The 23,465-nt window shown below is 72.2% G+C and carries 16 protein-coding genes; 8 read left to right on the top strand and 8 right to left on the bottom strand.

All coding sequences use genetic code 11. The features are described from left to right. Positions 1 to 134: 134 nt before the first annotated feature. The 5 genes from J7I97_RS00845 to J7I97_RS00825 all read right to left on the bottom strand — a co-directional run bounded on the left by J7I97_RS00845 (position 135) and on the right by J7I97_RS00825 (position 8,646). A complete protein-coding gene (locus tag J7I97_RS00845) occupies positions 135 to 1,553 on the bottom strand; it encodes a DUF6177 family protein (protein WP_214930370.1) in 1,419 nt (472 codons plus the stop codon). A 70-nt stretch (positions 1,554 to 1,623) separates the two neighbouring features. Next, positions 1,624 to 5,607, bottom strand: coding sequence for a type VII secretion protein EccCa (gene eccCa, locus J7I97_RS00840; RefSeq protein WP_214930369.1), 3,984 nt, complete (start codon positions 5,605 to 5,607; stop codon positions 1,624 to 1,626). Positions 5,608 to 5,613: 6 nt separating this feature from the next. After that, the gene (locus J7I97_RS00835) at positions 5,614 to 6,945 is read right to left on the bottom strand and encodes a MinD/ParA family protein (RefSeq protein ID WP_214930368.1); all 1,332 of its coding nucleotides are present in this window, start codon (positions 6,943 to 6,945) and stop codon (positions 5,614 to 5,616) included. Between the two features lie 26 nt (positions 6,946 to 6,971). Next, positions 6,972 to 8,327, bottom strand: a complete 1,356-nt coding sequence (gene eccD, locus J7I97_RS00830) for a type VII secretion integral membrane protein EccD (RefSeq protein WP_214930367.1) — start codon at positions 8,325 to 8,327, stop codon at positions 6,972 to 6,974. A 13-nt stretch (positions 8,328 to 8,340) separates the two neighbouring features. After that, the gene (locus J7I97_RS00825) at positions 8,341 to 8,646 is read right to left on the bottom strand and encodes a hypothetical protein (protein ID WP_214930366.1); all 306 of its coding nucleotides are present in this window, start codon (positions 8,644 to 8,646) and stop codon (positions 8,341 to 8,343) included. A 427-nt stretch (positions 8,647 to 9,073) separates the two neighbouring features. On the opposite strand from J7I97_RS00825, the gene J7I97_RS00820 reads away from it, so the two are divergent. Continuing rightward, positions 9,074 to 10,276, top strand: a complete 1,203-nt coding sequence (locus J7I97_RS00820) for a transposase (protein ID WP_214930365.1) — start codon at positions 9,074 to 9,076, stop codon at positions 10,274 to 10,276. On the opposite strand, the gene J7I97_RS00815 is transcribed toward J7I97_RS00820, so the two are convergent. Continuing rightward, positions 10,252 to 12,204, bottom strand: coding sequence for a helix-turn-helix domain-containing protein (locus tag J7I97_RS00815; protein ID WP_251058358.1), 1,953 nt, complete (start codon positions 12,202 to 12,204; stop codon positions 10,252 to 10,254). The genes J7I97_RS00820 and J7I97_RS00815 overlap by 25 nt on opposite strands. Before the next feature lie 369 nt (positions 12,205 to 12,573). Here J7I97_RS00815 and J7I97_RS00810 point away from each other — a divergent pair, with 369 nt between their 5' ends. Then, positions 12,574 to 13,227, top strand: a complete 654-nt coding sequence (locus J7I97_RS00810) for a class I SAM-dependent methyltransferase (RefSeq protein WP_251050421.1) — start codon at positions 12,574 to 12,576, stop codon at positions 13,225 to 13,227. A gap of 20 nt (positions 13,228 to 13,247) precedes the next feature. Further along, on the top strand, positions 13,248 to 15,539 hold the full coding sequence (gene pabB, locus J7I97_RS00805; RefSeq protein WP_214930363.1) for an aminodeoxychorismate synthase component I: 2,292 nt from the start codon (positions 13,248 to 13,250) through the stop codon (positions 15,537 to 15,539). On the opposite strand, the gene J7I97_RS00800 is transcribed toward pabB, so the two are convergent. Further along, positions 15,529 to 16,491, bottom strand: coding sequence for a transaldolase family protein (locus tag J7I97_RS00800; protein ID WP_214930362.1), 963 nt, complete (start codon positions 16,489 to 16,491; stop codon positions 15,529 to 15,531). The two genes, pabB and J7I97_RS00800, sit on opposite strands and share 11 nt — an antisense overlap. A gap of 395 nt (positions 16,492 to 16,886) precedes the next feature. Then, entirely contained in the window at positions 16,887 to 17,306 is a 420-nt protein-coding gene (locus J7I97_RS00795) for an SHOCT domain-containing protein (protein ID WP_214930361.1), read from the bottom strand. Between the two features lie 336 nt (positions 17,307 to 17,642). On the opposite strand from J7I97_RS00795, the gene J7I97_RS00790 reads away from it, so the two are divergent. The 5 genes from J7I97_RS00790 (at position 17,643) to pucL (ending at position 23,427) form a co-directional block, all read left to right on the top strand. Further along, complete coding sequence (locus J7I97_RS00790) at positions 17,643 to 18,251, top strand: NADPH-dependent FMN reductase (protein ID WP_214930360.1); 609 nt, start codon at positions 17,643 to 17,645, stop codon at positions 18,249 to 18,251. Between the two features lie 50 nt (positions 18,252 to 18,301). Then, positions 18,302 to 19,729 (top strand): DHA2 family efflux MFS transporter permease subunit, encoded by a 1,428-nt coding sequence (locus tag J7I97_RS00785; protein WP_214930359.1) that lies wholly within the window; start codon positions 18,302 to 18,304, stop codon positions 19,727 to 19,729. Positions 19,730 to 19,849: 120 nt separating this feature from the next. Then, the gene (locus J7I97_RS00780) at positions 19,850 to 20,722 is read left to right on the top strand and encodes a SigB/SigF/SigG family RNA polymerase sigma factor (RefSeq protein WP_214930358.1); all 873 of its coding nucleotides are present in this window, start codon (positions 19,850 to 19,852) and stop codon (positions 20,720 to 20,722) included. Positions 20,723 to 20,864: 142 nt separating this feature from the next. Then, positions 20,865 to 22,214 (top strand): aspartate aminotransferase family protein, encoded by a 1,350-nt coding sequence (locus tag J7I97_RS00775; protein ID WP_214930357.1) that lies wholly within the window; start codon positions 20,865 to 20,867, stop codon positions 22,212 to 22,214. A 295-nt stretch (positions 22,215 to 22,509) separates the two neighbouring features. Beyond that, positions 22,510 to 23,427: a factor-independent urate hydroxylase gene (gene pucL / locus J7I97_RS00770; RefSeq protein WP_214930356.1), complete on the top strand. Its 918-nt coding sequence runs from the start codon at positions 22,510 to 22,512 to the stop codon at positions 23,425 to 23,427. Positions 23,428 to 23,465: the final 38 nt, after the last annotated feature.

Genomic DNA, 23,465 nt, shown 5'->3' with positions numbered 1-23,465 from the left:
CGATTCCTCCCGGGGCTGAAGCCCCGGGGTTCCTCGCAAGATCCCGCTGAAGTCCTGACGTCCGCTCCACGACGAAGCCCCAGGTCACGGCCTGGGGCTTCGTCCTTTGTCCTTCGTCCTTCGCCCTCAGCCGGCTATTCGTCCTTGAGGTGCCGCATCAGCCGCTCGAAGTCCTGCCAGCCCGCCAGGTCCGACGGGTCCCCGGGCAGCGGGTAGTACATCGCGGGCCGGGTCTTCGGGCCCAGCTGCACCGGTTTCGCGGACAGCGGCGTGCGCCGGGCCCGGTCGCCCGGCATCCGGCGGACCTCCTCCGCGCCGAGTACGAAGGCCAGCGGCACCCCGGGGCCCTCGAAGCGCGGCGGCACCGCCAGGTCGCGCCGGGCCTTGCGCAGCTGCACCAGCATCGACTGGAGGTGGTGGCGGGTGGCGAGCACCTCCGCGAGCCCCGGCAGCGCGTCGACCGGCGGCTCCTCGTCGGGGCCGTAGCCGAACGCCAGCCGGACCTCCTCCTCCACGCCCGCCTTCGTCCGGGTGATCCGCACCGTGGCCAGGCCCGGCCGGTCCGGGCTGCCCACCACGACGGCCCAGGTCGGCTCGGGCGCCCGGCCGAAGGCGACATCGGTCAGCCGGCTCGGCGACCACGGCAGGTTGGCCGGTTCCGCCGTACCCCACCCGGCCGGCGGCTCGCCGGTCAGCTCGCGCCAGACCGCCTCCAGGGCGCCGCCGAGCAGCAGCCGCTCGTCTGCCGGGTGGACGGTGCGGAACGAGACGGCCAGCTGCCGCTCACCCGTCGCGGAGACCTCCTGGAAGGTGGCGGCCGCCGGGGTGCGCATGTCCTCGGCAGTCGCGTCGAGGGCCGCGACGGGGGCGAACATGCCGTCCTGCCAGCGCAGTACGGCCCCGGACAGGCCGTCGTAGTAGCCCTCCCGCTCGTCCTGCACCACCCACCGCGAGGGCCAGCCCGGCAGACTGTCGCGGACGGCCGGGGAGAGCGTCGTACCGGCCGGGCTGACGACCTGGAGGCCCAGCTCGGCGTTGGCGGCGGCCCGGAAGGCGTCCGAGAGCCAGGCCGTCATGGCGACGACCGGGCGGTCCTGGATGACGACGGCGGCCTTGTCGGTGAGCACGTCGACGGCGGGCTGCGCGGCGGCGGGCGTCGGGGCCACGCTGACGCCGTCGCTCGCCACCACCGCCAGGGAGCGCGCGGCCTCGGGCGGCCAGGCGGAGCCGCCGGTGAGCGAGGCCAGCCGGGCAGCGAAGGTGCCGGCGAGCCGCTCGGCCTCCGCGACGCCGGTGGTGGCGCGGGCCTCCGTCCACCAGAAGGGGACCGGCGGCGGCGTGGCCCCCAGCAGCCGCTCGGCCTCGCCTTCGACCTGTACGAGCAGGGGTGCCTCGATGGAGACGAGCGGCCGGCCCTGCTCGTCGCAGAGCTGTACGACGGCGCCGTCGCCCTCCGTGCCCACCAGCTTGTCGGGGCCTCCGGAGAGCAGGCCCGCGAGCACGGTCCACGGGTCGGGCATGCGCTCGGTGAGGGCGATGACGTCCTTGGTCATGTGGTCGTCCGTCCTTCGTCGTTCGTGTCGTCGTTCGTGTCGTCGGTCGTGTCGTCGTTCGTGTCGTCGGTCACTCGGGCGAGTACACCGTCTGGATCAGGCGGTGCGACTGGCCCCTGCGGATCAGCACACCGCGCCCGGCCGGCTGCTGCGTCGCGTACACCCCGGGGAACAGCTGGCCCTCGCTGCGGTCGCCCGCCATGAGGACCGCCGAGGCACCCGACTCGCGCAGGCCCTGCACCAGCGGCTCGTACATGCCGCGCGAGGCGCCCGCGACCCGCCGGGTCAGCACGAAGTGGAGGCCGATGTCCGCCGCCGAGGGGATGTACGGCAGGAACGGGGCCAGCGGCGACTGCCCGGCGGTGGTCAGTACGTCGTAGTCGTCGACGAGGACCACGATCCGCGGGCCGCCGCCCCAACTGCCGGGCTCCAGCTCCTCGATGGGCGCACTGTCGTCGGGCAGCCGCTGCTCCAGGACGGAGGCGATGCCGGCGGCCAGGCCCGCGCACAGCTTGGCGTTGTACGCGTACCCACCGTTGAACTCCTCGGGGATCGCGCCGCGCAGGCCGCGCCGCGGGTCCATGACGGCGAAGACGAGCTCGTCCTCCCCGTAGCGGTCGATGAGCCCGTGCGCGACGGTCTTCAGCAGGTTCGTCTTGCCGCACTCGCTGTCACCCATGACGAGCAGGTGCTGGTCGTGCTGGAACAGGTCGAGCAGTACGGGCTCCAGCGCCGCCTGGTCCAGCCCGATCGGCACCCGCCGGGGCTCGGCGACCGGACCCGGCAGCAGGTGCGGCTCCAGGACGTGCGGCAGGACCCGTACCGGCTGGGCGACCTCGCCGCTCCAGGTGGCGCGGACGGTGCGGGCCGTGCGCTCCAGGACCGCGCCCAGCTCCGCGCTGTCGGCGAGTCCGTCCGTACGGGGCAGCGCGACCTGCGCGAACAGCTTGCCGTCGGTGAGGACGCGGCCGGGCTCGTCGGGCGCGAGGGTCTCGGCGAGCTTGCGGTCCACACTGGACTCGGTGGGGTCGTTCAGCCGCAGCTCGACACGGGTGCCGAAGTTCGACTGGGTGGCGATGCGTACGTCGTTCCAGCGGAGCATGCCCGCGACGACGTGGATGCCGTAGCCGCCGCCGCGCTTGAGGATGTCGACGACGGCGTCGTCCAGTTCCTCGAAGTCGTCGCGCAGCGCCCCGAAGCCGTCGATGACGAGCACGATGTCGGCCGAGGGCAGCTGGGGCAGCCGGCCCGCCGCGTGCAGGGTGCGCAGCTGCTCGACGGAGTCGATTCCGTGCTCGCGGAACAGCTCCTCCCGGATCGCGAGCATGGTGCGCACCTCTTCCACGGTGCGTCCCGCGCGCTCCCGGTCCGCCCGGCCCGCGATCCCGCCGACGTGCGGCAGGCCCGCCAGCGCCTGGAGGCCGCCGCCGACCAGGTCGAGGCCGTAGACGCCGACCTGCTGCGGGGTGTGGGTGAGGGCGAGGGAGAGGACGAGGGTGCGCAGCAGGGTGGTCTTGCCGGACTGCGGGCCGCCGATGACGGCGGCGTGGCCGCCCGCCACGGTGAGGTCCAGGAACCACTCGCCCTGCCACTGCCGGGTCGGGTCGTCGAGCAGACCGAGCGGCACCTGGAGCGTGCCGCGCCGCTTGGCGAGCTGCATGCCGCGCGCGCCGACGTCCAGCGGGCCGGCGACCTGGTCGAGGGCGATTGCCTCGGGCAGCGGCGGCAGCCAGATGCGGCGCACCGGGTCGGCGGCGGCGCCCTCCAGCTGCTCGACCATGACGCCCAGCTCGGTCGGGCCGGTCTCGCGGCGCCGCGAGGTCTGCTCCAGCGGACCGGAACCCGAACCGTCCGCGTCCGCAAGGGTGTTGTAGGACTCGTACGCGAGGGCGAGGGGCCCGGTGTCCTCCTCGTCCAGGCGCTTCACGGGGCCGCGGTAGCCGCCCGAGACATAGCTCGCCTTGAAGCGCTCGTAGTGGCTGGTGTCGACCTTGAGGTAGCCGAAGCCGGGCAGCGGCGGCAGGTGGAAGGCGTCGGTGGTGTCGAGGACCGTACGGGACTCGTCGGCGGAGAAGGTGCGCAGGCCGAGCCGGTACGAGAGGTACGTGTCCAGGCCCCTGAGCTTGCCGCCCTCGATGCGCTGGCTGGACAGCAGCAGGTGCACGCCGATGGAGCGGCCGATGCGGCCGATCGACAGGAAGAGGTCGATGAAGTCCGGTTTGGCGGTGAGGAGTTCGCCGAACTCGTCGATGACGACGAACAGGTGCGGCAGCGGCTCCAGGTCGGGGCGGCGCTGCGCGCGCAGCGCCGCGTAGTCGCCGATGTCGGCGACGTTGCCGGCGTCCTTGAGGACCTGCTGGCGGCGCTTGACCTCGCCGGCGAGCGAGGCGTGGACGCGTTCGACGAGGCCCGCCTGGTTCTCCAGGTTGGTGATGACACCGGCGACGTGCGGCAGGTTCGCGAACGGCGCGAAGGTGGCGCCGCCCTTGTAGTCGATGAGGACGAGGGCGAGGTCCTCCGGCGGGTGGGTGGCCGCCAGGGCGAGGACGAGGGTGCGCAGGAGTTCCGACTTGCCGGAGCCGGTGGCGCCGACGCACAGGCCGTGCGGGCCCATGCCGAGCTCGGAGGACTCCTTCAGGTCCAGGAGCACCGGCTCGCGGGAGTCGCTGATGCCGATGGGCACGCGCAGGAAGGCACGTTCGCCGCGCGGCGCCCACAGCCGCGGCAGGTCGAGCCTGGCCACGTCGTCGATGCCGAGCAGCTCGGCGAAGTCGACGGGGCCGGACAGCGGGGCGTCCACGCGGGACTCGGCGGACAGCCGCAGCGGCGCGAGCATCCGGGCCAGTCCCTCGGCGAAGGGGATGCCGACCTCGTCCACGGTGCCGTGGGCGCTGATCGGCTCCGGCCCGCGCAGGTCCTCGATGAACACCTGGTTGCCGTCCACGGTGATCCGTACACCCACGTGGCCGGGCTCCTGGACCCGCTGTTCCAGCAGGTGCAGGACGGTGAGCCCCATCTCGCGCAGGCCCACCGCCTCGTCGGGGCGCGGCAGGTCCACGGCGTCCTCGCCGTGCCCGTCGCTGACCACGAGCAGCCGGGAGTTCATGGACAGCGCGTCCTGGCCGGACAGGCCGCGGCGCACTTCGGCCGCGTAGGAGGCGCGGCGGCGCAGCTCGGGGCCCAGCTGGCGGGCCAGCTGGGGAGCGGAGGGGGCGATACGGCGGGCCGCGACGGGGCCGTCGAACTGCTCGGTGTCGAGCAGGTGCGGCATCCACTTGGCCCACTCCCAGTCGGCGAGCCGGTCACCGGGCACGGCGAGCGCGATGGCCACGTCGTCGGGGGCGTGGGTGGCGGCGGCCTGGACGAGCAGGGCCCGCGCGACGCGCAGGCAGTCCTCGCGGGGGCCGATGACGCTGACGTTGCCGACGCGGTCGAGCGGCACGGTCAGCGGGAGTTCGGTGCCGGTGCGGAAGCGGGCGATCAGCGCGGACGCCTCGTTGAGCATGAACCGGTCGGGCGGGGTCAGGACGGACGAGCCCTGCTGGGCGAGGCTCAGATCGCGGACCGGCATCTCGCCGGTGCCGACGCGCACGCGCAGGAAGTCGCCGTCGGTGCGGCGGCGTTCCCACATGCGCGCCGGGTCGCGCACTATGTCGTACAGGGCGTACGGCGGCGGGTTGAGTACGTCGGCCCGCTCGCGCCGCTCGCGCTCCTCGGCGGAGAGCTCCTCGCGCAGGTCCTCCAGGTAGGCCAGGTACGCCTCGCGCTGGGTGCGGCGGGTGCGCTGGGCCTTGCCGCGCTGCGAGAAGACCAGCCCCATGGAGCCGATGATCGTGACGACGAGGATGATCGCGCCGAGCCCCGCGAACTGGCTGTTGCGGACGACGGTCATCATCACGACGGACGACATGACGCCCGCGACGGGCAGCAGCGACATCGCGATGTTGCCCGCCTTCCCCTCGGGGAGGTTGGGCGGTGCCTCGATGCTGCGCGGCTCGGGGGCGGCCGGGGGGCGGGTGGTCCTGGCCGGGCGGTGGATCAGTCGGGTGCTCATCAGTGATCAGTGGCGCTTCTGCGAGAGCTGGAAGACTTCCGCGGCGAGGCGCGTGGCGGCTTCCCTGGTCGAGTGGGCGAGCAGTTCGGTGCGGATGGCGCCGCCGGCGGCCAGGTGCCGGTCGTAGGGCAGGACCTGGACGCGGACCCCGGTGGACTTGAGCTTCTGCGCGGCCTCGGTCAGGTTCAGGCCGGGGTGCGGCGCCAGTTCGGTGATCACGACGACCGTTCCGGCGATCACGTGTTTGGGCAGCCCCTGCATCCACTGGAGGACGGCGTAGGTGCTGGTGATGCCCTCCAGCGTGGCGGGGGTGGTCAGGACGCGGGCCTGGGCGGCGGCGAGCGCGACGCGGGCGACTTCGGCGGGCAGGGTCTCGCAGTCGACGACGGTGACGCCGAAGTAGCGCCGCAGGGCGACCATGGCGCGCTCGTACGCGCGGGTGTCCAGCATCGCGCCGATCTGGCCCTGGCTGCCGGGCAGCAGCCAGGCGTTGCCGGGGAGCTGGACGAGGTAGCCGGTGATGTCGAGCAGGGACATCTGGGGCTCGACGATGCCGGCGACGTCTCCGGTGGTCCAGCGCAGCGATTCGGCGCCGAGGCGGAGGGGGAGCGAGCCGAGGGCGGGGTCCGCCTCCACGAACAGGACGGGGTCCTGGCGGTAGTGGGCGTAGGTGGTGCCGAGGAGTGCGGTGACGGTGGATTTGCCGGCTCCGCCGCGTATGGAGGTGACGGCGATCTGGCGGCCGGTGGTGACGGGCTGCTGGAGCACTTCGGCGGTACGGGTGATCTCCGCGACCTCGCGGGCGGCGGAGGCGGAGACCGTACGGCGGATGGCGCGGGTGGCGCGGGTGGTGAGGGGTTCGCCGTGCAGGGGTTTGCGGAGGGTGGCGGCGGCCAGGGTCTGGTCTACGACGGGGCGGGAGTCGGGGGTTCGGGGGGCCGGTGCCTGCGGCCGCTGGTACGGGGGCTGCGGCTGCGGAAGCGGCTGCGGCTGCTGCGGAAGCGGCTGCGGCTGCGGCTGCTGCGGAAGCGGCTGCGGCTGCGGCTGCTGCGGAAGCGGCTGTTGGTACGCGGGCTGCGGGTGCGGGTGCGTCGGGGGTGGGCCCTGCGGGGGCGTTCCCCTACCCGCCCCTTCCCGAAACTGGGGCTGCGCCCCAGGCCCCGTCTGTGCGGCGGGGTTGTCGGGGGCGCTGCCCCCGAACCCCCGCGCCTCAAACGCCGGCGGGGCTGATTCTGCCGGCGGGGCTGACTGGGCCGGCGGGGCTGATTCGGCCGGAGGGGCTGAATCGGCGTTCAGGTCGCGCAGGACTTCGCCCTGCCAGTTTTCTCTGTTCGGCATGTCTGCCTCTTCTCCACCCTGCCGAGTCAGAACTTGTTGAGCAGTTGGCCGTACACGCCGAAGACACCGATGGCGAGCGGGAAGAGCCCCACCATGCCGATGGATTCGACCAGGTCGGCCATCCGGCGCAGCCGGACCCGTACGTGGTCCGGCGGCTGGACGGCCAGGACGAGGAGCGGGAGTACCGCCGCCGTACACAGGAGTGCAAGGGGTCCGGCGCCGCCGGCGTGGCTCATCCACACCGTCACCAGGCGTACGAGGAGCACCGACGCGGCGGTGAACAGCGCGACGACCTCCGCGACCAGCGGGAAGGCCCGTGCGCGGGACAGCAGTACCACCGCGAGCAGTGAGGGCAGCAGGACGGTCCACACCGTCGGTTTCCCGGCCAGTGTGAGGAGCCACCCGGCGGCGGCGGCCGAGACGGCGGTGACCGTCGTCGCGAGGGCGAGGCCGCGGTGGGTGGCCGCGAGGGCGTTGGCCACCTGGTGCCGGCTGACGGACGCGCCGCCCGAGCGGCGGTCGTCCAGCGCGGTGAGTCCCGAGGCCATCAGCGCGAGGCGCGGGAGGAGGCCCAGCAGGACGACGGAGAAGACCGCCATGACGGCGCCGAGCCGCGCCGGTTCGCTCTGAACGGCCGCCGCTGTCTCCCACACGGCGGTGAGCGCGGCGGTGGTCGCGGCGCCGATGAGCCCGCCCTTGCCGAGCGGCGAGAAGTAGCCGAGCAGCGCCTGGGTGAGCGCCAGGGAGCCCGCGACGGCGGCGAGGCGTGCGGTGCCCGGCCAGTCGTAGGCGTCGGCGGCGGTCCACGCGGTGAGGACGCCGAGCCCGCCGGAGGCGAGGAGCAGCGCGGTGGCCAGGCCCCGGTTGCCCGTTCCGATCCTGGCGACGAGCGCACCCGCGAGGAGGAGCAGCAGCGTGACGGCCGCGAAGGCGCCGACGAGGGAGTCGAGGGCGAACTCCCGGCGGGCGAGCAGCGCGGCGATCACCGCGAAGGCGACGGTCGCCACGCCCGCGCTGGCCCGGCGCGCGGCGGGACGCCAGCGCCAGGCCTGGAGGTCGAGGTCGTCGGCCACCTGGTCGGTGACGTCGTGCACCACGGGAGCCGGCGGCGCGGAGTGGGTGCGCACGAGGCGCAGGACGGCGCCGTCGGCGATCTGCGCCGAGGCGAGCGTGCTGTCGTGCGGCAGTGCCGAGCCGTCGGAGGTGATCAACTGCCGTGTCATCGGGCGGGATGCGGCCCGGTCGTCGAGCAACTGCAGGATGTCCGGGAGCAGTTGCCCGATCGGGGTGTCCGACGGCAGGACGATGTCGGCCCGGCGTCGCTCGCCGACCAGAGTCACCCGGCTCAGTTGCGCCTGGGAAGTCGTTGCTGTGCTCACCACTTACGGGAACCTATCATCGCGGCGGTTGCGGGCTGTCGGGCAAAGGGGACATACCCGCGGTGTGCGGGTACTGCTGCGCCTGGCGCTGCTGTTGCTGCTTCTGTTCGGCCTTCTGCTTCGCGAGCGTGTGCTGGAGGAAGGACCACCCGACGCACCCCGCGCACAGGACCGCCGCGATGGCGATCCCCACGAACACCTTCGCCAGCCGTTCGTCCGCCGTGCGCCGCGCCCGCTGCGCGCCGAAGAGGAGCGCGTCCCGCATCCTGCGCCTGCGTACCGCCACCGACTCCAGCAGCTGGCTGTCGTAATCCCGTGCCATTCGTCGTCCGTCGCCTCAGTCGTCCGTCGCCCCAGGTCGACGACATTGTGTTCGAGATCCGCCGCTTTGACGAGCCGGGCACCGGCATTCCCGGCCGCGCCCGGCCGGCCGGAGTGCCCGCTTCCGATGGAATCCCCCTGATTTGCCTCTGCAACATAGAGCATCGGCCGCTACCCGGTACACCCCGCGTCCGCGCCGACACCGGGCGCCCCGAAAGGGTTTGTGACCTGGCACTCGGGGACGGCGGCACTGCCGTCGGGACTTCGGGGTGTGGCGCCGCCACCACCGGCCCCCGGGGCCGCAGTACGCGTACGGCTGCGTGCGGCCGCCGCGGGAACGCCGGGTGGCCCGGCGTGCGCCCGCCCGCCGAGGTGTGTGACGGGCACACCTGGGCAAGCCGAGGCCCCCGGACGCACGGTTGAAGCCCGTGGAGAGCAGCGGGTTCGCCGACGTATGGGGAGACGTGGAGATGTACCTCGCTTACGGAGCTTGCGGAGAACAGGTCGCGCACCGGGTGCCGGACGGCGCCCTGGGCCGGCTGTCCGCGGAGATCTTCGCGTCGCTGCCCAGAAGCGACCAGCGCCGTAAGGGCGAGCTGTACCTGCGCGGGCTGCTGTCGGCGGGCGGCCGCAAGTCGATGCGGAACATCGCGACCCACGTGGGCGACCGCGCGGCCGAACAGAGCCTGCACCACTTCATCTCGTCCTCCACCTGGGACTGGAATCCCGTACGCGCCGCCCTCGCCCGGTACCTGGAGCGCTCGCTGCGCCCCCGCGCCTGGGTGGTGCACCCGGTCGTCATCCCCAAGGCGGGCCGCCACTCGGTGGGTGTCGGACGCCGGTACGTGCCCAGCCTCGGCCAGGTGGTCAACAGCCAGGAGGTGTTCGGTCTCTGGGCCGCCAACGAGGAGATGAGCAGCCCGGTCAACTGGCGGCTCATGCTCTCGGAGGACTGGCGCGACAGCGACCGGCTCGGACACGCCTCGCTGCCGGAGACCCACCTGGCCGGAACCCCGCTGGAGTGCGTGGCCGGGGCCGCGGCCGAGGCGCTGTCCTGGACGGGCGGCAGGGCCCGCCCCGTCGTCCTCGACCTCCCGGGCATCGATCCGGTCGCGGTGGCACGGCGGTTCGCGGCCGCCCGTCTCCCGTTCCTGGCGTCCGTCCGCGGTTCCACCACCGTGACCCCCGCGGCTTCGGCCGTCTTCGGCCACGAGGCCCGCGGGGCCACCGCCCATCAGCTGCTGCGCGTGGTCCGCACGCTGCGGCGCCCGGTGATCTGGTCCTGCCCGGAGAGCCTGGCGAGCCGTACGAGCCTGGTCGCCGGCGTCCAGGTGCGGCTGGCGGGCACGCACCGGCCGCTGTTGCTGCTGGGCGAGTGGACGGGCACGGACGACCGGCCGAAGCAGTGCTGGCTCACTGACATGACCGAGGTGCCCTGGGGTGCGCTGCTGCGCCTGACGAAGCTGACGCACCGGGTCTCGGCGGACTTCTCCGAGATCTCCACGAACGTGGGCGTCGTGGACTTCGAAGGCCGGTCCTTCGGCGGCTGGCACCGGCACACGACGGTGGCCTCGGCCGCCCACGCGCTGAGCACCGAGTACCGGCTTCAGCCGATGGCGTGCCCCGCCTGATCGCGGCGGCCCCGGATCAGGGCGCGCCGGGTCCGCTGCATCTGGAGGGCCAGCTGCACTTCCAGGGCCTGCGCGGGCTCCAGCCAGTCGGGTCCCAGCAGCTCGCTGATGCGCTCCAGCCGGCGGGAGACGGTGTTGGGGTGGACGTGCAGGCTCTCGGCGGCGCGCGTCGGGCTGCCGGCCGAGGCGAAGTACGCCTCCAGGGTGCGGGCGAGCTCGGTGCGCTGCTGGGCGTCGTATTCCAGCACGGGGCCGATGGTGCTGGTGATGAACTCACCGGTGTTGGGGTTGTCGGAGAGCAGCAGACCGAGAAAGCCCAGGTCGCCGGGGGAGGCGGTGCCACCCGTACCGCCCAGCGCGGTCAGGGCGTCCAGGCAGCAGCGGGCCTCGTGGTACGTGCGGCTGATGGCCGTCAGATCCTTGACGGGCCCGGCCGTGCCCACCGTCACGGGATGGTTGAGCGCCGAGGAGAGCTCCTCGGAAACGGCACGCGCCGCCGCTCCCGGGTCGGTGCCGGGCAGCATCAGGATGATGCAGCCGCCCTCCACACTCTTGAGCCCGGACAGCTGGTGGGCGTACGAGGACGCCCAGATGACCGCCCTGCCGAGCGAGCCGCCCTCGGGGCGGGCGACCACGACGACGTGCGGGCCGCCCAGGTCGACGCCGAGGCGCTGGGCACGTTCGGCGAGCTTGGCCGCCTGCCCGTTCCCCTTGAGCAGGTCGTTGAAGAGTTCGTCGCGCACCTGGCCCTCGGCCGCGGCGGCGCTGCGCTGCATGAGCAGCACCAGGGCGGTGACCTGGGCCACCAGCGCCAGGAGCTGGGTGCGGTGCGCGCTGTCGGACTCCGCCTCGGTGCCCGCGTGCGGGGCCAGCAGGAGCGTGCCGAGCATCTCCTGGCCCGCGACGGCCGGGGCGATCAAGATGCCGGCGGCCGACCGGACCGGGCGGCGCTCGGTGTGCGCGTCCAGGCAGACCGCGCGGATCTCGCTCTCGTCCAGCTCCGGGAATTCACCGGTGGTGTTGAGGTCCCGGCCGGCGTGGTCGCGGATCAGCACCGAGCCGCCGAGCAGGGTGGCCGCCTCGGCGGCCAGGGCGTGCAGGCCACCGCCCTCCAGCACCACGTCGATCAGCTTGCTGTGGACCTGGCGCAGGTGGTGGGCGGCGGAGGAGGAGCTCATGGCGCGGGAGGTGTTGAGCTCCAGTCCCGCGACCTCGCTCCTGACCTGGTCCAGCAGCCTGGTCTTCTCGATGGCCACCGCGGCGAGGTCGGCGAGCGAGCTCATCAGGGAGATCTCGTCCGGGTCGAAGTGCCGGATGCCGCGGCCCGCGACGTACAGGTTCCCGAGCTCGGAGTCCTCGTGGCGCAGCGGGATCGCCATCAGGGCGTGCAGGCCCTCGGCCCGCACGACGTCGTCGATCACCTCGGAGTGGAGGAAGGTTTCGTCCCGGAGGTAGTCGGCCGTCCAGAACGGCGCCGAACGCTGCCGGGCCTGCCGGCCGACCCCGCCCGCCATGGGGACGGCGAATCCCACGGTGATCGCCGAGGTGTGACCGTCGGCGGCCCGTACGTAGGAGCAGCCCTCGTCGAGGGCGTGGAACGTCACCCATGACATGTCGAGCCCCAGCAGCAGCCGGGCCCGCCGGGTGATGACCTTGAGCAGCGTGTCGAGGTTGTACGGGAGGGTCAGGTCCCGTGCGGTGTCGACGAGCGCGCTCAGCCCGGCCTCGCGCTGCTGGCGGCGGGCGAAGAGGCTGCGGATGCTCAGGGAGAGGTCCTTTGCCCTGGTCAGCCGGGCGAGCTCCGCCTCGTCGGCCCCGGCGTCACGGGCGGAGCGGACGACCCGCTCGAACTCCTCCGTGTGCGCCTCCCGAGCCAGCAGCTCCAGCATCTCGGACACGTCCGGGTAAGGCCGACGGCTCTCCGGCATCACATTCGCCCCCCTCAAGGCATTTCTTTCAAGATCGCGCAGCATCGCGCAGCATCGCACCGCTTCGCTCCCCCTCGCGAACGTAGTGCGGTCGCCCAGCGCAGGTCAACATTCTGCAAAACAGAAGAATGCCAGGTCAGGCAGGGCGGAGTGTGCCTGGGGCACCACTCACCGTGAGCGATGCGGTTGCCTGGCCACCTTCTGGCGGAGCGCCCTCGGGAGTTAAACCTTGGACGCGGCGCCATGATCGGCGCCGCACCACAGGTTTTGTTGACGAGGGGTGCGATGTCGCAGGTCCAGAGTTTCGAACGCTCGATCCACCGCAGCCGCATGTCTTTGACGAGGCCCGACCGGCCGCGGATATTCACTATGTGCGGCCGTGAGTGGGATCTGCTGGATGAGGTGTTCGCGCCCGTATTTTCCCCGTCGACCGGAATCGCGCTGGAATTCCTGGGACTGAATGACCTGCCGGCCGGTGCACCGGCGGCCGCGACCGCCGGCTCCTTCCTGGAAATCGGCTGCGGCTCCGGAGTGACGGCGGTGATGGCGGCGCTGGCCGGCCACGCGCGGGTCGTGGCCTCGGACATCAGCCCGCGAGCGGTGGAGAACGCGGCGGTCAACGCCGAACGGCACGGCGTGGACGACCGGCTGAGCGCCGTGCACAGTGACCTGTTCTCCGGCCTGGCCGAAACCGAGCGGTTCGACACGATCTTCTGGAGCTCCAACTACGTGATGGCGCCGGAGAGCTACGAGTACAAGTCGGTCCACGAGCGTGCCTACGTGGACACCGGCTACCGCGCCCACCGCCGCTACCTGGAGCAGGCGCCGCGCTGGCTCACCCCGACCGGGTCGGCCCTGCTGCACTTCAGCGACCGGGGTGACACGGCCGCCCTGTACCAGATCGCCGCGGACACGGGGCGGGAGCTGCGGACGCTGCGCAGCCACCGGGTCCGCGAAGGCGAGTACGGCGAGGACATGGTCGAGCACATGCTGCTCCAGATCCTGCCGGCCCGTACGCAGTAACCATTGTTTCTGGGGGGAACATGCGCACGCTTCTGATCGACAACCACGACTCTTTCACCTACAACCTCTTCCACCAGATCACCGAGGTCAACGGCCGTGAGCCGGAGGTCGTCCGCAACGACGACCCGCTCTGGCGGCCGGGCCGGCTGGCGGAGTTCGACAACGTCATCATCTCGCCGGGCCCCGGAACTCCGGTGCGGGCAACCGACTTGGGCATCTCCCGCGAAATCGTCGAGACGTGCGAGCTGCCGCTGTTCGGCATCTGCCTCGGCCACCAGGCGATCGGCCACCTGTACGGCGCCACGGTGGGGCGGGCGCCGGAGCCGCGGCACGGCCGGATCTCGCCCGTGTGGCACGACGGCGAGGGCCTGTTCGCCGGCATTCCGTCGCCGATGGAGGTGGTCCGCTACCACTCGCTCGCGGTGACCGACCTGCCGGACGAGCTGGAGGCCACGGCGTGGACGCCGGACGGCGTGCTGATGGGGCTGCGGCACCGGGACCGGCCGATGTGGGGGGTGCAGTTCCATCCTGAGTCGATATGCGCCGCGTACGGGGTTGAACTGCTGCGGAACTTCGCCGAGTTGAGCGGAGTGCGGCGGCGCGGGGGTCGCCGGGAGGGCGTGCGACCGGGTGCTGCGGCGGCCGCGCCCGCTGCCGCTCTGGCTCCTGCCGCCCCGGCTTCCGCTGCCGCTGCCGCTGTGGCTCCCGCCGACCCGGCTTCCGCTGCCGCCCCGTCCGGGCGTTCGGAGGTGCGCCGGCTCCGGGTCGTCGTCGAGGAGCTGCCCACCCGCTGGGACCCCGAGGCGGCCTACGACCGGCTTTTCCGGGGGAATCCGTACGCCTTCTGGCTCGACAGCAGCCGCCCGGACGCGGCCAACGGCCGCTTCTCGGTGATGGGCGACGCGACGGGCCCGCTGGCGCGGGTGGCGCGCACCGACGTGTGGAGCGGCACGGTCCGGGTGGATTCGGCGGCGGGTACGGAGATCAGCGCGGGCCCGTTCCTGGAGTGGATCGACCAGGACCTGCGCACCATCGTCACCGACATCCCGGACCTGCCCTTCGACTTCGCCCTGGGCTGGACCGGCTACCTCGGCTACGAGCTCAAGGCCGAGTGCGGCGGCGAGCTCGCCCACCAGTCGCAGGACCCCGACGCGGCGATGGTGTTCGTGGACCGGGCGCTGGTCCTCGACCACCTCACCGGCACCACCCACCTGCTGGCGCTGGCGGAACAGGGCCCGGAGCCGGCGGAGGCGGCGGCGGCCGAGGCGAAGGCCGGGGGCGAGGCGAAGGCCGGGGGCGAGGCGAAGGCCGGGGGCGAGGCGAAGGCCGGGGCCGGAACCGAGTCCGATGCCCGCGACCGGCTGGCGCGCATGGCCGTAGAGCTCACCCGGCTCTCCCCGCTCGCCCCGCCCTCCCCCGCCCCGCAGGCCGCACCCCCCGGGCCGGCCCTCCCCGGCGAGATCCGGCTGCGCCACGACCGCGACGCCTACCTGGGGCTCATCGACGCCTGCCAGGAGGAGATCGCGGCCGGCGAGACGTACGAGGTCTGCCTCACCAACATGGCGGAGGTGCACGGCTTCATGGACCCCTGGGAGGGATACCGGAAGCTGCGCCGCACCAGCCCCGCGCCGTTCGGCGCACTGCTCCAGTTCGAGGGGCTCTCGGTGCTGAGCACCTCCCCCGAGCGCTTCCTGCGGATCTCCCGGGACGGCCTGGTCGAGTCGAAGCCGATCAAGGGCACCCGCCCGCGCGGTGCCACGCCCGCCGAGGACGCCGCCCTGGTCGCGGACCTGCGGACCAACGAGAAGGACCGCGCCGAGAACCTGATGATCGTGGACCTGGTCCGCAACGATCTCGGGCGCTGCGCCGAGCCCGGTTCGGTCGAGGCGCAGGAGATCTTCCGGATCGAGACCAACGCGCACGCCCACCAGCTGGTGAGCACGGTGCGGGCGCGGCTGCGGTCCGGCAGCAGTGCCGTGGAGTGCGTACGGGCCGCCTTCCCCGGGGGTTCGATGACGGGCGCGCCCAAGGTGCGCACGATGCGGATCATCGACCGGCTCGAAGCAGGCCCGCGCGGGGTGTACTCGGGTGCCATCGGCTACTTCTCGCTGTCCGGCGCCGCCGATCTCAGCATCGTGATCCGCACGCTCCTGGTCACCGAGGACAAGGTCCGCTACGGCGTGGGCGGCGCCATCATCGCCCTCTCCGACTCCGAGGCGGAGTTCGAGGAGACCGCGGTCAAGGCCGGCCCGCTGCTGTCGCTGACCGAGGGCCCCTTCCCCGGCCGGCGGACGCAGAAGCTCAGGGCCTGAGCGCCGCCCACTCGTCCTGGAGACGGCCGAGTTCCACCGCCTCCAGCTCCCGCACCACATCCGCCATACGGATCCCGAGCCCGTCGAGCGTCTCCAGCGCCCGGCGGGCCTCCGTGTGTCCGTTCAGCAGCGTGTCCCCCCGCAACTGATGCTGAGCCGCGGCCGCCTCCAGCACCTCCAGGGAGACGGCTTGAGCCGTGTTCCACCCGACCAGCGCGCCGACGTGCCGGGGCCCCACCTCGGTCCACATCAGCTGCGGGGGCGCCGCGCCGGCCGCCCGGAGCACCCGCCACCACTCGCCGTCGAGCCGCTGCTCCCGTACGCGGTACATCTGGCGGGCCACCGCCACGGCTGCCGTGTCCTGGACCCCGGCCGCCGCCGTCCGCTGCCTCGGCAGCGCCATGAGACGGGAGTTGACCTCCGCGTCGAGCACGCCGACCGGTACCGAGGTCACCGCGGCGACCTGCTGGAGCCGGAGCCCCGCCGCCAGCGCCCCCTCCAGCCCGGCCAGAGCGGCCCCGAGCACCTGCCCGTACCGCTCGGCGGAGAAGATGAGATCCGCGTCCACACTGATACCCAGGGCGAGGCAGCGCTCCAGCGCGACGACTCCGGCCCGGGTGGCGGGGATACGGACGAGCAGATTGGACCGCCCCACCTCCCCGTGCACCGCCCGGGCCGCGTCCACCAGCGCTTCCGCGTCGTACACGAGCCGAGGATCCACCGGCACGGACACCCGCCCCCGCCGCCCCTCGCTCTGCCGGAACGTCTCCCACAGCGCATCGCAGGCCGCGCGGACGGCACCCAGGTCCACTCTCGCCGCGACGGCCCCGTGCACCACCGCCGGCGCCGCGGAATCCGGGGGGAATTCCCCTCCGCCCGCCACAACCAGCCAGGGCGACACCCCTTCGGCCGCAAGCTGCTCCAGCAGCCCCATGGCCGGTTGACTCATCATGCCGCCGAGCCTAAAAGGGCCCGTGGGCCACGCACAGGACGCGAATGAGGCCTTGTCAAGTCGGCGCGTTTACGCGGGTCCCCGCTGTCGAAGTCGAATCCGCCGCCGGGATGGCAGCCGCCGGGACAACGCCCCCCACCCGGGCCCCTGACGCCCCCGCCGACGCCTCCGAAACGGCGGCGCACCGCTCTGGTCGTCGCCCTGAGCGTTCTCGGCGCACTGCTCCTGCTGATCGTGATCGGTGTGCTCGCGACGACGAGGGCGGCGCCTTCAGCAACAACCTCGCCCCCGGGCAGCAGGCGGGCGTCACCGCCCGAGGGCTCGCCCGGGTCTCGGGCGAGATCACGTGCAAGGTCACGAAGGTGACCCGGCTCCCGTCCTGAGCCCGCTCAAGGTCAGGTGAGGAGCTTCTGCTTGGCCTGCTGGTACTCCTCCTCGCTCAGCTCGCCCTTCGCCTTGAGCTCCGAGAGCTTGTACAGGTCGTCCGCGTTCGCCTTGGCGGGGCCCGGGCTCTTGGCCGTTTCGCGGATGTAGGCGTTGAAGGCTTCCTGCTGCTCCTGCGCGTGCTTGATCTCCCGCTTGCCCATGTGCTTGCCGCGGGCGATCACGTAGACCAGTGCGCCCAGGAACGGGATGAGGAACAGGAACAGCAGCCAGGCCGCCTTGGCCCAGCCGCTCATCTCGTGGTCGCGGAAGATGTCGATCACGATCCGGAAGAGCAGGATCAGCCACATCACCCAGAGGAAGATCCACATCACGGTCCAGAACGCACCCAGCACGGGGTAGTCGTAGGCCAGGTAGACAGAGCCAGCCATTGTCGTCCTCCTGCCGTCGCGAGGGCGCCCGCCGAAACCTCCGCGCGACGCCCAACGTGATCACCATCCCAGCGACCCCCCAAGATCGCCACCGGCGGGCTCGCCACCCATGCGGAATGCGGGTCGTGCGGATCGCGATGGACGGATCTGCCACGCCCTGGACGGGGTGCCGGGGTGCCCCTCGCCATCGAGCCGACCGCGGCCCGGGCCGGGCTGTACTGCTCGACTGCGTCCCGGTGCCGCGGGCACCGTCGCCGCCGCCGCTGCCGCCGCATCCGGCGGCACCGGTCGTTCAACTGAGGACCGCCCGTTCCGCGCTCCCCTAGCGTCGGAGGTATGGACAACAACACCAACACCCCTGCCCCCGCTGCCGATGCGCTGCGTCTCGCCCTCATCGTCGGGTCCACCCGCGAAGGCCGCTTCGGTCCCACCGTCGCCGACTGGTTCGCCCCGCTCGCCGGGAGCCACGGCGGGTTCGAGCTCGATGTCATCGACGTCGCCGAGCTCGAACTGCCCGCCGTGCACCCCGGTTGGGGGACGGCCAGGACCCCCGCGCTGACGGAGACGGCCGCACGCCTCCAGGCCGCCGACGCCTTCGTCGTGGTCACGGCCGAGTACAACCACAGCTTCCCGGCGCACCTCAAGCACTTCATCGACCTGCACCGCACCGAGTGGAACGCCAAGCCCGTCGGCTTCGTGTCCTACGGCGGTGTCGCCGGTGGCCTGCGCGCCGTCGAGCACCTGCGCCAGATCTTCGCCGAACTGCACTGCGTCACCGTCCGCGACGGGGTCAGCTTCCACAACGGCTGGGACCACTTCGGCGAGGACGGCAAGGCCCACGACCCGCAGGGCGCGGCCGGCGCCGCGAAGACCATGCTCGACCAGCTCGCCTGGTGGGGCCTGACGCTGCGCGAGGGCCGCACGGCCCGCCCGTACGGCAACTGACCACCCGTCACCCGTCACCCCCGCCCGCCCCGACAGGACGGCGTACGACCATGACCGCAACCCTCGCCCCGGCCCCCCTGCGGGCCGGGCCCTCCCCCACCGCAGTCGCCATGGTGGTGATCGTCGGCTCGTTCATGACGGTCCTCGACACCACCATCCTCGGCGTCGCCCTGGGCGGGCTCTCCCGGCACTTCCAGGCGCCGCTGGCCACCGTCCAGTGGACGGCCACGGGCTACACCCTGGCCCTCGCCACCGTCATCCCGCTCACCGCCTGGGCGGCGGGCCGGTTCGGCACGCACCGGCTCTACATGGTCTCCATCGGCCTGTTCACGGCCGGTTCGGCCCTGGCCGGGCTCGCCTGGAGCACGCAGACCCTGATCGCCTTCCGCGTCATGCAGGGCCTCGGCGGCGGCATGGTGGTCCCGCTCGGGATGGCGATCGTCCTCAACGCCGCCTCCCCGGAGCGCAAGGGCCGGATGATGGGGCTGCTGGGGATCCCGGTCCTGGTGGGTCCGCTGGTCGGGCCGGTGCTCGGCGGATGGCTCGTCGACGAGGCCTCCTGGCGCTGGATCTTCTTCATCAACGTGCCGGTCGGCCTCCTCACGGTGGCGCTGGCCGCCCGGATCTTCCCCCGCGACACCGAACGGAAGTCCGGCCGGCTGGACGTGCCGGGGCTGCTGATGCTCTCCCCCGGCCTCGCGGCGCTGATCTACGGCGTGGCCACGGGCGGCGAGCACCGGGACTTCGGCTCGGCCGGGGTGCTGGTGCCGACCCTGCTGGGCGCCGCGCTGGTGCTGGCCTTCCTCGTACGGGCCCTCACCACGGACGCGCCGCTGCTGGACCTGCGGCTGCTGAAGGTACGGGCCTTCGCGGCCGGAATGGGCACGGTCACGCTGTTCGCCGGAGCGTACTTCGGGGGCATGATGCTGGTCCCGATGTACTACCAGTTCGTCCGGGGCGAGAGCGCGACCGTGTCCGGGCTGCTGGGCGTGCCGCAGGTGCTCGCCACCGGGATCACCCTGCAGTTCGCCAGCCGGCTGATCGACCGGGTCCCGGCGGGGCGGATCGTGCCGTTCGGCGTCACCCTGGCGGCGCTCGGGTACGGGGCCTTCGCGACCCAGATCGGCCCCGAGACCCCGTACTGGCGGCTGGTCGCCTCGCTGACCGTGGCAGGGGCGGGCGTGGGGATGACGCTGATGCCGACCATCACCGGCGCGGCCCGCGGCTTCGGCCCGGCGCAGGTTCCGGCGGCCACCACTCTGCTCAACATCAACACCCAGATCGCCGGGTCGGTCGGCACCGCGCTCCTGTCGGTGCTCCTGACCACGGCCGCGGCCGACCGTGGCGGCCTGGCCGCCGCACAGGCCGAGCCCGTCCCGGCCCTGGCCGGGGCCTTCCAGCACACCTACCTCTGGGTGGTGGCCGTCATGGCCGCGGCCCTGGTCCCGGCCCTCCTCCAGCCCCGCAAGCAGGGCTGACCCGGAAGCAGGGCTGACGCAGATCCTCCGGGTATCGGGTGGTTCGGCCGGGTATAACCCCATCTGGGCAGGGGGAGCCCAGCCCCGGTCTGGGACCAGCTGTGGGAGGAGCGCAGAGTCATGAACCGTACCGACCTCACAGACGCCGCGACCCACGAGGCCAGAGCCCTCTCCATGGCCTTGTTCCGCAGGCTGGGCGAGCTGGAGGAGGGCACCTCGGACTACTCCTACGTCCGCAACACCCTCGTCGAGCTCAACCTGAGCCTCGTGAAGTTCGCCGCCCGCCGGTTCCGCGCCCGCAGCGAGCCGATGGAGGACATCGTCCAGGTCGGCACGGTCGGCCTGATCAAGGCCATCAACCGGTTCGACCCGGACCGCGGGGTGGAATTCACCTCGTTCGCCCTTCCCACGATCACCGGAGAGATCAAGCGGTTCTTCCGCGACACCAGCTGGGCCGTCAAGGTCCCCCGCCGGCTCCAGGAACTGCGGATCGACGCCGCCAAGGCGCACGACGTGCTGGAGCAGGAGCTCGGCCGTCCGCCCACGGTCACGGAGCTGGCCGGACGGCTCCACGTGACCCCTGACGAGCTCGTCGAGGGGCAGAAGGCGGCGCACGCCTACTCCGCGCGCTCCCTGGACGCGCCGGAGCAGGAGGACGGCGACCAGAACGCCTACGCCGCCCGGCCCGCGCTCGGCGAGGAGGAGGCCGCGTACGACCGGATCGAGTGCCTGGAGTCCCTCAAGCCGGTCCTGGCCGACCTTCCCGACCGCGAGCGCACCCTGCTCTCGCTGCGGTTCGGGCAGGAGCTGACCCAGGCCGAGATCGGTGACCGGCTGGGGCTGTCCCAGATGCACGTCTCGCGCCTCCTGAGCCGCACCCTCGCGCGGCTGCGCACGGTCCTGCTCACCGACCCCGACCACGAACCGGAGCCGGACCAGGACCCCGACCCCGACCACGAACCGGCCGATCTGACAGAGTCCGCGCCCACTTAACTTCCACATCTTGGAATCATTCTTCCACCATGCGATAAATTGAGATCGCGCTCGCCGGACAGAGCCTTGCGGGCGCGGCCGGCGCACCGCCCTGCGGGGACGGCACGCCGGTGTCCACATCCTGGACAACTACCCTCGATATATGAACGCAGCAGCCGACGCCCTCGCCACCGTCAAAGACGCCGACCGGAAGCACGTCTTCCACTCCTGGTCGGCGCAGGAGCTCATCGACCCGCTCGCCGTGGCCGGGGCCGAGGGCTCGTACTTCTGGGACTACCAGGGCAACCGCTACCTCGACTTCTCCAGCGCGCTCGTCTACACCAACATCGGCTACCAGCACCCCAAGGTGGCCGCGGCCATCGCGGAGCAGGCCGCCAAGCTCTGCACCGTCGCGCCGGGCTTCGCCGTCGACGTGCGTTCCGAGGCGGCCCGGCTGATCGCCGAGCGGACCCCCGGGGACCTGGACAAGATCTTCTTCACCAACGCGGGCGCGGAAGCCGTCGAGAACGCCGTCCGCATGGCCCGGCTGCACACCGGCCGGCCCAAGGTGATGTCCACGTACCGCTCGTACCACGGCGCCACCTCCACCGCGATCAACCTCACCGGTGACGCCCGCCGCTTCGGCAACGACACCGCGACCGCCGGTGTCGTGCACTTCTGGGGCCCGTACCTCTACCGCTCGCCCTTCCACGCCACCACCGAGGCCGAGGAGTGCGCCCGCGCCCTGCGCCACCTCGAGGACACCATCGTCTTCGAGGGCCCGCAGTCCATCGCCGCGATCATCCTGGAGACCGTCGGCGGCGCCCCCGGCGTGCTCGTGCCCCCGGCCGGCTACCTGGCCGGTGTGCGCGAGCTCTGCGACCGCTTCGGCATCGTCTTCATCCTGGACGAGGTCATGGTCGGCTTCGGGCGCACCGGCACGTGGTTCGCCGCCGACCACTGGGACGTCACCCCCGACCTCCTCTGCTTCGCCAAGGGCGTCACCAGCGGCTACGTCCCGCTCGGCGGCGTCGCCATCTCCGCCGCGATCGCCGAGACCTTCGCCCGCCGGCCCTACCCGGGCGGGCTGACGTACTCCGGCCACGTACTGGCCTGCGCGGCCGCCGTCGCGACGATCAACACGATGGAGGAGGAGGACATCGTGGGCCAGTCCGCCCGTACCGGCGCGGAACTGCTGGGTCCGGGTCTGCGCGCGCTCGCCGAGCGGCACCCCTCGGTCGGCGAGGTCCGGGGCCTCGGCACCTTCTGGGCGCTGGAACTCGTACGCGACCCGGCGACAGGCGAGCCGCTGGTCCCGTACAACGCCTCCGGGGCCGACAACGCGCCGATGGGCGAGTTCGCCGCGGCCTGCAAGAAGGGCGGCCTGTGGCCGCTGGCCGCCGGAAACCGCCTCCACGTCGCCCCGGCCTGCAACATCTCGCCGGAGGACGCGGCCAAGGGCCTGGCCATCCTCGACGAGGCCCTGACGATCGCGGACGCGCACGTCGTCTGAGCGTCTGCCCGTCTGACCATCTGACCATCTGGCCGTCTGACCTGCGGCGCTGTGGGGTCGCCCAATCCGTGGGTGCCGGTCTTCGGATGATCTGTACGGGGGATAACTCCCCGTTCGCGTGTTGCAATCCGAATCAGCACCTACGGACCGGGATGCACGTCAGTCCCGGGGCGGTCCCTTCGGGACCGAACGGCGGGGAGCGGCCGGTCCTGGACGGCAGGGCGGGCGCTGGACGCCGGGCGTACGGGATCCAGACCACCGGACTCCGTGTTCCCGAGGACCGAAGGAAGACACCATGAGCAAGCACGTCCTGGCCCAGAACCAGTACGGCAAGGCCGAGAACCGCATCGTCAAGGTCACCCGCAAGGGCAACGACGGTTCCTGGCACGAGATCCGCGACCTCAACGTCTCGGTCGCGCTCCGCGGCGAGTTCCGCGATGTCCACCTGACCGGCGACAACGCCAACTGCCTGCCGACCGACACCACCAAGAACACGGTGTACGCCTTCGGCAAGGAGCACGGCATCGCCTCCCCCGAGGCCTTCGGCATCCTGCTCGCCAAGCACTTCGTCTCCTCGCAGGCGCCGATCCGCGAGGCGCAGATCCGCATCGAGGAGTACGTGTGGGACCGCATCCCGGTCCCGACGCGCAAGGAGCAGCACTCCTTCGTCCGCAAGGGCCAGGAGATGCGCACCGCGCAGATCACCTACAGCGAGACCACGGGCCTCCAGGTCATCTCGGGCCTGAAGGACCTGACGGTGATGAACTCGACCAACTCCGAGTTCCACGGCTACATCAAGGACAAGTACACGACCCTCCAGGAGGCGTACGACCGCATCCTGGCGACCAAGGTCACCGCCCGCTGGGCGCACTCGGCGCTCGCCGCCGACGACGCCGGGTACGACTGGGACCAGTCGTACGAGAAGGTCCGCAAGAACATGCTGGAGGCCTTCGCGGAGACGTACTCGTACTCGCTCCAGCAGACCCTGAACCAGATGGCCGAGCGCGTGCTCGACAACTGCCCCAGGGTCAATGAAGTACGCCTCAACCTTCCCAACAAGCACCACTTCCTCGTCGACCTGGAGCCCTTCGGCCTCAAGAACGACAACGAGGTGTACTTCGCGGCGGACCGGATGTACGGCCTGATCGAGGGCACCGTCCACCGCGACGGCGTGCAGCCGGTGATCGCGACGAGCGACTGGATCGTCGCCTAGCCCACGCCTAGCCCGCGCCTAGGAGCGTGGGTCAGTAA

Source organism: Streptomyces sp. ISL-87, assembly GCF_018614095.1.
Taxonomy (GTDB): domain Bacteria; phylum Actinomycetota; class Actinomycetes; order Streptomycetales; family Streptomycetaceae; genus Streptomyces.
The sequence above is the reverse complement of the archived record's forward strand: the minus strand, read 5'-3'. Positions and strand labels throughout refer to the sequence as shown.